Origin of the sequence: Streptomyces sp. NPDC021212, assembly GCF_044332925.1 — a bacterium.
Classification (GTDB): domain Bacteria; phylum Actinomycetota; class Actinomycetes; order Streptomycetales; family Streptomycetaceae; genus Streptomyces.
Genome location: NZ_JBIRPZ010000006.1, coordinates 511902 through 521946, shown reverse-complemented (window position 1 = coordinate 521946; position 10045 = coordinate 511902). Strand labels below are relative to the sequence as shown.

The following is a 10045-nucleotide window of genomic DNA, read 5'->3' as shown; positions in this document are numbered from 1 at the left end:
ACGTCTCCGTCGGGCGCCCGCCCCGAGCCCGCGCCGCCCGCCCCCCCCCGCGGCCGCCCCCCCCCCCCCCCCCCCGGGCGGCGGGGCGGCCGCCCCCCCCCCCCCCGCCCCCCGGCCAGCCCACCGCGACGGCGATGACCAGGTCTTCCTTGTGCGAGATCGACAGAGCGATCCGGTCCACGCCGATGTCGGCGGCCCGGCGCGCGGCGGCGTCGGCCAGCCGCACCAGGGGGGCGCCGTCCTCGGACCGGCCGATGTCGATCTGCCAGGCCGGGACGCCCGCGAGCAGTCCGACGCCCAGCACTTTGAGCACCGCCTCCTTCGCGGCGAATCGGCCGGCCAGGAACTCCCGGCGCCGACTGGGAGCCAGCGTCCCGGCCTCCCGGCGTTCCCGGGCCGAGTACAGCAGGTGGCGGAACCACCCGCGGTGCGCCAGCCGGTCGAGTTCGCCGATGCGGAGCAGGTCGACCCCGACGAACGGGGGCCCGGCCCCGCTCGTGGCCCGGCTCACGGTGAGGACTCCGGGTGCGCGGCGGTCCGCAGGACCGCCGCCGAGCAGGTCCCCGAGCGCGGGTCGGTGTCGTGCAGGACGACCGTGGCGTACTGCCCGGCCCACTGGGGGTTTTGCGCCAGCTCCAACCAGACGCTCGTGCAGTAGGTCCGTTCGGTGTGCCGGTGGACCTCCACGCCGTCCGCCGGGAGGTCGTGCCCGCCCCGCGGGCCTTCGACGAGCAGCGCCGTGCCGGACGGGGCCGAGGCGGTCACGTCGGCGAGCCGGCGGGCGCAGTCGTCCGGTCTGCGCTGGGTCCACACGTCGTGCACGTCCAGACCCGGTCCCTCGTGGCCGGCCTGCAACAGCAGCAGCACACCGGAGTCGACCAGATCCGCGCTGTCCACCAGCGGGTCATGGTTGGGCAGTGCGGTCTGCTCCAGCACCGCCAGCACGGCTTGGTCGCAGTAGCCGAGCCGGCTGTAGGCGGCGGCGACGCGAAGCGCCGAGAAGGGCGCCGCCAGTCCCTGCTCGGCGATCGCGAAGCTCGCCGCGCGGTTGCCGAACACCCGGTTCATATGGGTGGAGGTGGTGGTGAAGGGGTGCACATCGGGCAGGGCGTAGGACACCATCACGAGGTCCGGCTCCACGGGTCCGAGTGGATCGCCGTCGAGCAACCGCTGGACCAGATCGGTGTGGGTGACCACCGGCCGGTCCCCGGCCGACACCGGTTCCGGGCTCTGGCCGAAGGACGTGAGGAGGTCGCGGTCGTACTCCGCCATGATGGAGAACTCAGGGCGCACGGTACGGCGCGGGGCGAGGACCGCCGCCCCGTGCCGTACCGCCAGTGTGCTGCCGGGCATCAGGATCCTTCCTGGAAGACTTCTGAGGTCGAGGACGTCACCGGGCGTCCCGGCCCGGCTAGCCGACGGCCTGGTCCGCCGCGGCCGGCATCTGCCGGAGCAGGTAGTCGGTGAAGCTGCCGACGGTGGCGAAGTCCGTCATCTCCAGCTGCTCGGGGTCGACCTCCACCCCGACCGAGTCCTCCAGCGTCATGAGGACCTCCAGTACGGAGGTGGAGTCGAGGTGCATGTCGTCGAACAGCCGGACGTCCTCCGACAGGCCGTCAACCGGGCGTTCGAGAGCCTCGCTCAGAGCGGACTCGATCTGGTGGACGAGTTCGTTGCGGTCCATGGGAACTCCGTTCGGGTCGTAAGGGATGTGGCTAGAAGCGGACCAGGTGCTGCCGGTTCAGCAGGTCCGCGGGGGTGTCCCGGCGGGCGATGAGGTGCGGCGTCCCGTCGTGGACGAGAACCTCGGCCGGGTAGCCGTGGCTCAGGAAGAGCACGGGCGAGGCGGTCGGCCCGTACGCGCCGGACCGCTCGACCCCCAGCAGGTCGCCGGGCGAGACGGGAGGCAGCGCCACCCGCTTGCCGATCACGTCGTTGGGGGTGCACAGCGGTCCGGTGACCGTGATGGGGGAGGTCGCCGGGTCGTGGTAGCGGCTCAGCGACCGGATGGGGAAGTTGCGCTTGACGAAGCTGCCCACGCCGACCGCGGCCATGTGGTGGTTGGTACCGCCGTCGGCGACCGCGAAGCGCTCCCCCATCGACTCCTTGACGTAGAGCACACGCACCACGTAGGTGCCGGCCACCGCGGTGAGGTAGCGGCCCAACTCCATGATCAGCCGGGTCTCCGGGCGGCGCTCGACGAACTGCTCGATCACCGCGTTGACCTCGCCGTGCAGGGCGTTGAGATCGAGTTCCTTCTCGTTGTCGAAGTACGGCACGCCCAGGCCACCGCCGAAGTCCACGGTCCGCAGCGGGACGCCGAGCTCTTCGCACAGCTCCTCGGCGATGGAGAGGATGTTGGTGGTGTTGTTGACGACGTCGGAGTAGTCGAGGATGCGGGTCCCCATGTACGCGTGGACCCCGATCACCCGCGTGGACCGGAGGCGCCGGACCAGCGTGGCGGCCGACTGCCGCAGCACCGCCAGGTCCACCCCGAACTGCCGTGGCTTGCCTCCCATCGAGAGCCCTCCTCCCTTGGTCTGGAAGTCGGGGTTCATCCGCAGCAGCACCGGTACGTCGGTCAGGCCGGCCTCGACGGCCAGGGCGTCGAGCGCCTCCAGTTCCTCCAGCGACTCGCATACGACGGCGTGCAGACCGGCCTCGAGGCAGGCGCGCAGTTCGTTGGTGGTCTTGCCCGGGCCGAGGAAGATGATGTTCTCCGGGGCGACGCCGGCGCGCTGCGCCGTGATCAGCTCCGTCAGCGAGGACACCTCGGCGCCGGCCCCCAGCGAGCCGAGGTAGGAGCAGATGCTGATGTTCGGGTTCGCCTTGAGGGAGAAGAAGACATCGACCGCCGGGTGCAGGTTCTCACGCAGCCGCTGGAAGTTGGTGCGCAGGACCTCGGCGTCGTAGACGTACAGGGGGGTGCCGTACTCGCGGGCGAGCTCGGATACCGGCACGCCCTGAATCTCGAACTCCATCGCATTCACCGGATTTCTTCTATCGTCGGCACGGCGCCGAGCGCGTCGCGCACCTGGGCGTCGAGGGCGGTCAGGGCATCGCGGTCCTGGGCGAACAGCAGGGTGTAGAGGCGACCTTCGAACGGGGGCCGCCGGTGGGCCTCGGCGTTGACCGTTCCGAAGCAGGTGACCACGACACCGGCGCCGCCCGGTCCGCGCGGTGTCAGCGGGCCGAGGACCGACTCGATCTCGTGGAACCGGAGCGGGGCCTCGAGGTCCAGCGTGTAGTGCTTGGCCAGCGCGGCGCCGGAGGAGAGAAACCGCTCGGTGACCGGCCCCTGGTAACTGGACATGTTCAACCGGGCGTTGATCTCCAGCACGGGGTAGAGCGTGTCGTCGGCGCCGAGGATGGCGTCCACCCCGACCACGCCGAACAGTCCGTCCGCGTGCAGCCGCTTCCCGACCCGGGCCGCCGTGTCCTCCAGCTCCGCCAGATGAGCCGCGCCGAGGCGGGTCGGCATCACATGGCCGAGGTGTACACCCCCCGAGGTCTGCGCCTCCTTGACGAAGTCGAGGTGGGTCCCTCCCGCGCGGTCGATGGTGAACTGGTAGTTCAGATCGCACTTCTTGTCCAGGAACCTCTCGACCACCACGTGGATGGCGCTGGAACCGGTACGGGCCGCCCGCTGTCCGACCATCCGCAGCAGACGTTCGGCCTTGACGGGCGTGTCCAGCACGATCAGTCCCTTGCCGGAGACCCCGTACGACTCCTTGACTATGAGCGGCTGGCGCTCATCGAGACCGCGCCGGACCGCCGCCGTGAGCTCGTCCACCGTCTCGCAGCACTCGCCGGGCACCGGACGGATGCCCAGTTCCTCGACCAGACGCCGTCCGTAGATCTTCCCGTTGACCCGCTCCATCGTGTCGCTGTCCGGGACGGCCAGCGGCAGGCCGGTCGACTCGGAGATCTTCTGCTCGGTGGCAGAGGTGCCCATCGGCATCAGATAGGTCCGGCCGTCGGCCAGGTCGGCCAGGCGCCGCAGCGTCTCCGGCGAGGCCAGAATGCGTTCGCCGGTGCTGGTACCGGGCTCGCCCTGGGGGACGACGAGCTCGGTCGGCAGCTGGAAGCCGAGGCCGGTGGCGTACTGCTTGAAGCCGGGGTCGAGCGGCTCGCCCAGGCAGATCACGTCGCCGCTTCCGGCCAGCAGGGCGCCGAGTTCCTCCATGCGCTGCACGGTGGCGGGAGCCGACGCCAGTCTCGGTATCGGCAGTCCGACGTAATTGCGCGCCCATGCGTGCTCGACCTCAAAATTGCAGAGAAAGACCAGCCGGGCGTCGGGTTTTCCGGTCAGCGACCCCTTGAGGCCACGTAAATAGGCACCGCTCATAGCCATTCACACCTTCCTGTGCAGGGGATTGCCACTCACGACAGGATTGATGGTCGCGAACGTTCAGCGCGTGGAATCACACTCAGAAGTACAGAGCACGGGGAGACACACCGGCAATAGCTCCCGGCAAAGGCTGTGGTGCCCCCCGCAAGCACTTCGGTGGTCCCTTACGGTACCCACAAGGTTCCTGGACTTGGCGTTCTCGCACTCCGCCCTGGTGCGTACCATCTCCCCGCAACACATCCGACCGCGGCCCCGCCACGTGCCCCCGCGCGGGCCGGCGCCGTCCCGGGACCGTGGCCGTGCCGTGCCGTGCCGTGCGCCCCAGCCGACATTCCATCCATGCCCGATCCCGGCGAACCCGACCGGCCGGAAAGCGAAGGAGGAAGTCCGTGGGAAATGTGAATCGCATGCCGCTGACGTTGAATCAGCGCGAAATCTGGACCGGCCAGGCCCAGAACCCGGGCGACCCGCAATTCAATATCGTCGTCCATGAACGACTCACCGGTCCCCTGGATACCGAGGCGCTGCGCACGAGCCTCACGCGGGTGCTGCGCCGGCACGATGCCTTCAGCGTGCGCTTCGGCGAAGACGAGGGAGTCCCCTACCAGTGGATCGAGAGGCGCGACGAGTGCTCATGGGTCGACCAGGTCGACCTCTCGGACGGACCCGAACCGGCCGTCGCCTTCGAAACCTGGCGTGATCGTCTCATCGCCGAGCCATTCGTGCCGACCGGCTCCCGCCTCTTCACCGCCCTGCTGCTGCGCGAGAGCGACGAGGTCGTCCATCTGCTGCTCAAGGCCCACCATCTGATCGTGGACGGCTGGTCGCTCAACCTGGTCAGCACCGAGATGTGGACGGAATACGCCCTGCTGACGGACGGACGGCGACAGCCGTCCCCGGGCCCCGGCACCACCTACGCCGAGACCGTCGCGGCGGACGCCGACTACCAGAAATCCGAGGACCACGAGCGGGACCTCGTCCACCACGGTGCGGCCCTGACGCGCGCGAGTCCCGCCCTCTTCCCACGGAGCACGCCCCCCGCCGGCCCGAGGAGCGCACGGTACGACCGGCGCCCGCCGAGGCGCCGGTACACGTTCACCATCGACGCCGCCCTGGTGAAGCGCTTACGGAAGGGCGGCAGCTCACCCTTCGCCTACCTCGCCGCGGCGTTCGCCACGTACGCCGCCCGGATCCACCGCACCGACGGCATAGTGCTCGGCGTGCCGTTCCTCAACCGCCGCACCGCGGCGGAGCGCGGAGTCGTCGCCCCGCTCGCGAACAACCTCCCGTTGCCGGTGGCGATACGCCCCGGGGCGACGCTGCGCGAGCTGGCCGCCGAGATCGGGACGACGGTCGAGCAGACGCGGCCGCACCAGCGGATCACCCTCGGGGACCTGGTCCGCTCCCTGCCGGCCCCGCCGGGCGGCGGGCCCTCGCGCCAGCCGTTCGACATCACGCTCACCTATCTGCGCTTCCCCCGGGCCACGGTGCCGCCGGGCATCGTCCGGGACCTGCTGATGTTCGTTCCGCGGCACCCGCAGGACGCCCTCTACGTCGTCGTCCAGGCCCCGGAGGACGACTCCGATCTGCGGATCCACCTGGAGTACGCGGGCGATGTCTTCGACGCGGACCTCCCCATCCCCGCGGTCGCCCGGCATCGCTTATGCGGGCTGGGCGGACGAAGTGCGGCAGGCGATCCGGCAGACGCCCGAAGAATCGATCCTGACGACCCCGTCCCACGACCGCGTCTTCCTCGACAGCTGGGGCCGGGGTCCGGTGACGCTGCTCGGCGACGCCGCGCACCCCATGCTTCCCAGCCTCGGCCAGGGCTCGGGTATGGCGATAGAGGACGCGGTGGTGCTCTCGCGGCATCTGGCCAGGACCGCCGACCCCCTCCGGGCGCTGCGGGATTACGAGGACGAGCGCCGTCAGCGGACCAGCGACGTCGTGACGGCGGCCCGGTCGATCAGTGCGATCGAGCAGGCGACGAACCCCTTTCGCAGGCCCATGCGTGACGCGTACTTCCGGTTCCTGCCGACGAAGCGGCTCACCGGACTCCGGGAGGGCTCGCTGGCCTTCCCCGGCCCCGCCGCGTCGGTCAGTCGCGGCCGTCCAGGTGGGCGAGGAAATCCCGCAGCGCGGCGTTGACTTCGTCCGGGCGCTCCTGCTGGGTCCAGTGGCCGCAGCCGTGCAGGGTCACGTCGTCGTGCAGCCGGGGGACGATCCGGCGCAGTGAGGCGCGCAGGGTGTTCACGCCACGGAACGAGGTGACCAGGTCGCGGTCGCCCACCATGTACAGCGCGGGCACCTCGATGCCACGGCCGCGGAAGGGGGCGAGGAGTTCCTGGTTGCGCTCGATGTTGCGGTACCAGTTGAGGGGACCGGTGAAGGCCCGGGTGCCGTGTTCCGCGTAGTCGCGGGCGAAAACCTCGATGTCCGCTTCGGTGAGCCAGCCGGGCAGCCGGTCCGGTTCGGGCACGGTGTCCAGCAGGGTCTTGCCCTCGGGGATGACCCAGGGCCGGGGCCGCTCGTTCCTCGGGTTGTCCCCGGAGCCGCTGAACAGGATGCGGCGGAGGGACGAGGCGATGTCCTGCCCCAACTCAACGTCGGCGACGCCGGGTTGCTGGAAGTAGTTCTGGTAGAAACCCTCGCCGTAGTACGTCCGGGTGGCCGAGGGCGGCGCCATTCCGGCGGGCAGCGCCGGCGGGACGCTCAGCCCGGCCACGGCACGTACGACATCGGGGCGCAGCATCGCCGTGGTCCAGGCGACCGGTGCGCCCCAGTCGTGTCCGACGACCACCGCCTGCTCCTCGCCGAGGGCGCGGATCAGCCCGATCACATCGCCGGCCAGGTGGAGCAGGCTGTAGGAGGCGATGTCCTCGGGCTGCTCGCTGCGGGCGTAGCCGCGCTGGTCGGGGGCGACCACGCGGTATCCGGCCTCGGCCAGGGGGGCGAACTGGTGACGCCAGGAGTACCAGCTCTCCGGGAAGCCGTGCAGCAGCAGGACCAGCGGTCCCTGCCCCTGCTCCGCGATGTGCAACCGCACTCCGTTCACTTCGACGACGTCATGCTTGACCGGGCTGTGCACTGTGATTCCTCTTCCGGTTGCGGCGCTCTACTGCTGAGTAACGATGCTATATGCACGCGTTGGTGGCCACGTGCACGACGCGGAAAGTGGTTGCGTACGCCCCGTCCCGACGTGCAGGGTGCGGCAGGTGAACGCCGCCGCTCGGGGAGGAGCCTCTGTGCCACATTCCACTTCGCCCTCCGTCCGGGAGTTCCCCGTGGCGGACGAGCGGTCGGGCCCGTACACGCTCGCCACCGGCCCCGATGGCGCCCTGTGGCTGACCCTCGTGCACAGCGGCCAGATCGCGCGGCTCACCGTCGACGGCGCCCTCACCACGTACGATCTGGATTCGCCCGCGTGCCGACCGATGATTGTCACCGCCGGCCCTGACGGGGCGTTGTGGTTCACCCGGTCCCAGGACCACCGGATCGGCCGCATCACGACTGACGGCCGGTCCGATGCCTACGCCGTGCCGACGCCCGGGAGCGCGCCGTTCGGCATCACCACCGGTCCGGACGACGCGCTGTGGTTCACGGAAATGAACACCGACCGCATCGGCCGCGTCGAGGTCGACGGCGGGATCACCGAGTTCACCCTGCCGGTCGAGGGAGCGTTCCCCTCGGCGATAACGGCGGGCCCGGACGGCGCGCTGTGGTTCACCCTCAACCAGGCGAACGCCATCGGCCGGATCGCGGTGGACGGTGATGTCGCCCTCCATCCGCTGCCCACGCCCGACGCCGGGCCGGTGGGGATCACCTGCGACGGCGACGCCCTGTGGTTCGTCGAGATCGCGGCGGGCCGGATCGGCCGGATCGCGGTGGACGGCGGGATCGAGGAGTTCCCGCTCCCCGACCGAACGGCCAAGCCGCACGCCATTGTGGCGGTGTCCGCCGGAGAGTGCTGGTTCACCGAATGGGGCGCCAACCGCGTCGGCCGCATCACGGCCGACGGGGAGATCTCCGAGTACGACCTGCCATCGCCGTCCTCGGAACCACACGGCATCGCCGTAGGGCCGGACGGGGCGCTCTGGGTGGCTCTCGAGACGGGCGCCGTGGCCCGGGTCGATCCGTGACGGGCTATCCGGAGAAGCCGACCGGGTCGACGCCGGTCATGGTGCGGCTCATGTCCCACAGCTGCGCGGCCACGGCGGTGTCGGTGAGGTGAGGCCACATCGGCTCGGTGCGGGGTCTGCCGCGCAGGCTGAAAGCGCGCGGCCCCCACAACTGCCCGCCGCGCACGGCGGGATCGAGCACCGCTCGCACCGCGGGCCACGCCCCGGCGTGCTTGCCCTGGAGGACGACCCCGGCGGGCGCCCCGCGCAGCCGGGCGCCCAACGACCGTACGTGCACGGGTGGCCGCGACGGGGTGAGGGCGTCGAGGGCCCCGCCGGGGTGGACCACCACGCTCGCCACCGTGCTGCCGGCGGCGCGCAGACGGCGGTCGAGTTCGAGGCCGAAGTACATCTGCGCCAGCTTCGACCGTCCGTAGGTGCGCCCCGGCCGGTAGTCCTGCCGGGACTGCGGGTCGTCCAGGTCAAGCCGTTCGGTCTTGGCCGCGAAGCTGCCCATGGTGACGACGCGGCCCGCCGGTGCGGCCGACAGCAGCGGCATCAGCCATCGGGTCAGCGCGAAGTGTCCCAGATGGTTGGTGCCGAACATCAGCTCGTGGCCGTCCACGGTCGTGCGGCGCGGCGGGGCGTCGAGGGCGACCCCGGCGTTGTGGACCACCGCGTCGAGGTGTGCCGACCCCAGGGCGTCCACCGCGGTTTCGAGCGAGGCGAGGTCGGCGAGGTCCAGCCGCAGGACCCGCACCCGCGCTTCGGGGACACGCTCACGGATCGCGGCCATCGCGGCTTCGGCCTTCATCGGGCTGCGGCTGCCCAGCACGACGGTGGCTCCGGTCGCGGACAACTGCTCCGCGATGAAGTACCCGATGCCCGCGTTGCCGCCGGTGACCAGGAAGACGCGGCCGTCGGCACGCGGCAGCCGATGGACATCCCAGGGCGGGGTGGAGGACACGGACGGCATGGCGGCAAGCTCCCTTGCGGCAGAGGGTCCTTACCGCCCGCGGGCCGTAAGGCGGACGCCCGGGATGAGCGCCCTGCCGTCGAAGATCCCAGCGGCCACCGACACATCGGCGACGAAGCGGCTACGGATCGCCGACAGCCCGCTCAGTCGAGGACCGCGGTGGCTTCGATCTCGACGAGATGGTCGGGCACGTCCAGTGCCGCGACGCCCAGCAGCGTGGCCGGCGGCACCGGAGTGCCCCCCAGCTTCGCGCCCGCCCGGGAGATCCCCTCCAGGAGGGTGGGCATCTGGTCGGGGGTCCAGTCGACGACGTAGACGGTCAGTTTCGCCACGTCGTCGAAGGAGCCGCCGGCCGCGGCGAGGGCGGTGGCGATGTTGAGGTAGCACTGCTCGACCTGCGCGGCGAGGTCGCCCTTGCCGACCGTGGTCCCCTCGGCATCCCAGGCGACCTGCCCGGCGATGAAGACCAACTTCGACCCGGAGGCGATCGACACCTGCCGGTAGACGTCGATGGCGGGCAATTCGCTGGGATTTACCAGAGTGATGGGCATGGTGCCGACTCTCCTTCTCCTGTGACCTGTGGTCTCCAGTGGTTACTCG

General features: G+C 70.7%; 10 protein-coding genes and 1 pseudogene. 3 read left to right on the top strand and 8 right to left on the bottom strand.

The genetic code is table 11. The features are described 5' to 3' along the window. The 5 genes from ACH4SI_RS19495 to ACH4SI_RS19475 all read right to left on the bottom strand — a co-directional run. On the bottom strand, positions 1–511 hold a 511-nt coding region (locus ACH4SI_RS19495; RefSeq protein ID WP_398297098.1), incomplete at its 3' end, for a holo-ACP synthase. Continuing rightward, positions 508–1353 (bottom strand): hypothetical protein, encoded by an 846-nt coding sequence (locus ACH4SI_RS19490; protein WP_398297096.1) that lies wholly within the window; start codon positions 1351–1353, stop codon positions 508–510. The genes ACH4SI_RS19490 and ACH4SI_RS19495, both read right to left, overlap by 4 nt. A 58-nt stretch (positions 1354–1411) precedes the next feature. After that, entirely contained in the window at positions 1412–1684 is a 273-nt protein-coding gene (locus ACH4SI_RS19485; RefSeq protein ID WP_398297094.1) for an acyl carrier protein, read from the bottom strand. A gap of 31 nt (positions 1685–1715) precedes the next feature. Continuing rightward, on the bottom strand, positions 1716–2981 hold the full coding sequence (gene lysA / locus ACH4SI_RS19480; RefSeq protein WP_398297092.1) for a diaminopimelate decarboxylase: 1266 nt from the start codon (positions 2979–2981) through the stop codon (positions 1716–1718). Positions 2982–2986: 5 nt separating this feature from the next. After that, positions 2987–4348, bottom strand: a complete 1362-nt coding sequence (locus ACH4SI_RS19475; protein WP_398297090.1) for an ATP-grasp domain-containing protein — start codon at positions 4346–4348, stop codon at positions 2987–2989. A 410-nt stretch (positions 4349–4758) separates the two neighbouring features. Between ACH4SI_RS19475 and ACH4SI_RS19470 the strand changes: the two are divergent. Together ACH4SI_RS19470 and ACH4SI_RS19465 are read left to right on the top strand one after the other, a co-directional pair. Continuing rightward, positions 4759–5916 (top strand): annotated as a pseudogene (locus ACH4SI_RS19470) (condensation domain-containing protein); the annotation flags it as partial. Between the two features lie 49 nt (positions 5917–5965). Continuing rightward, entirely contained in the window at positions 5966–6499 is a 534-nt protein-coding gene (locus tag ACH4SI_RS19465) for an FAD-dependent oxidoreductase (protein WP_398297134.1), read from the top strand. Here ACH4SI_RS19465 and ACH4SI_RS19460 read toward each other — a convergent pair. Further along, positions 6450–7439: an alpha/beta fold hydrolase gene (locus ACH4SI_RS19460; protein WP_398297088.1), complete on the bottom strand. Its 990-nt coding sequence runs from the start codon at positions 7437–7439 to the stop codon at positions 6450–6452. The two genes, ACH4SI_RS19465 and ACH4SI_RS19460, sit on opposite strands and share 50 nt — an antisense overlap. Before the next feature lie 157 nt (positions 7440–7596). Between ACH4SI_RS19460 and ACH4SI_RS19455 the strand changes: the two genes are divergently transcribed. Further along, positions 7597–8490 (top strand): virginiamycin B lyase, encoded by an 894-nt coding sequence (locus ACH4SI_RS19455; RefSeq protein WP_398297086.1) that lies wholly within the window; start codon positions 7597–7599, stop codon positions 8488–8490. A 4-nt stretch (positions 8491–8494) separates the two neighbouring features. Here the strand turns inward: ACH4SI_RS19455 and ACH4SI_RS19450 are convergent, their stop codons facing one another. Both ACH4SI_RS19450 and ACH4SI_RS19445 read right to left on the bottom strand, forming a co-directional pair. Then, positions 8495–9445, bottom strand: a complete 951-nt coding sequence (locus tag ACH4SI_RS19450; RefSeq protein WP_398297084.1) for an SDR family NAD(P)-dependent oxidoreductase — start codon at positions 9443–9445, stop codon at positions 8495–8497. Between the two features lie 143 nt (positions 9446–9588). Then, positions 9589–9996, bottom strand: a complete 408-nt coding sequence (locus ACH4SI_RS19445; RefSeq protein ID WP_398297082.1) for a RidA family protein — start codon at positions 9994–9996, stop codon at positions 9589–9591. Between the last annotated feature and the right edge of the window lie 49 nt (positions 9997–10045).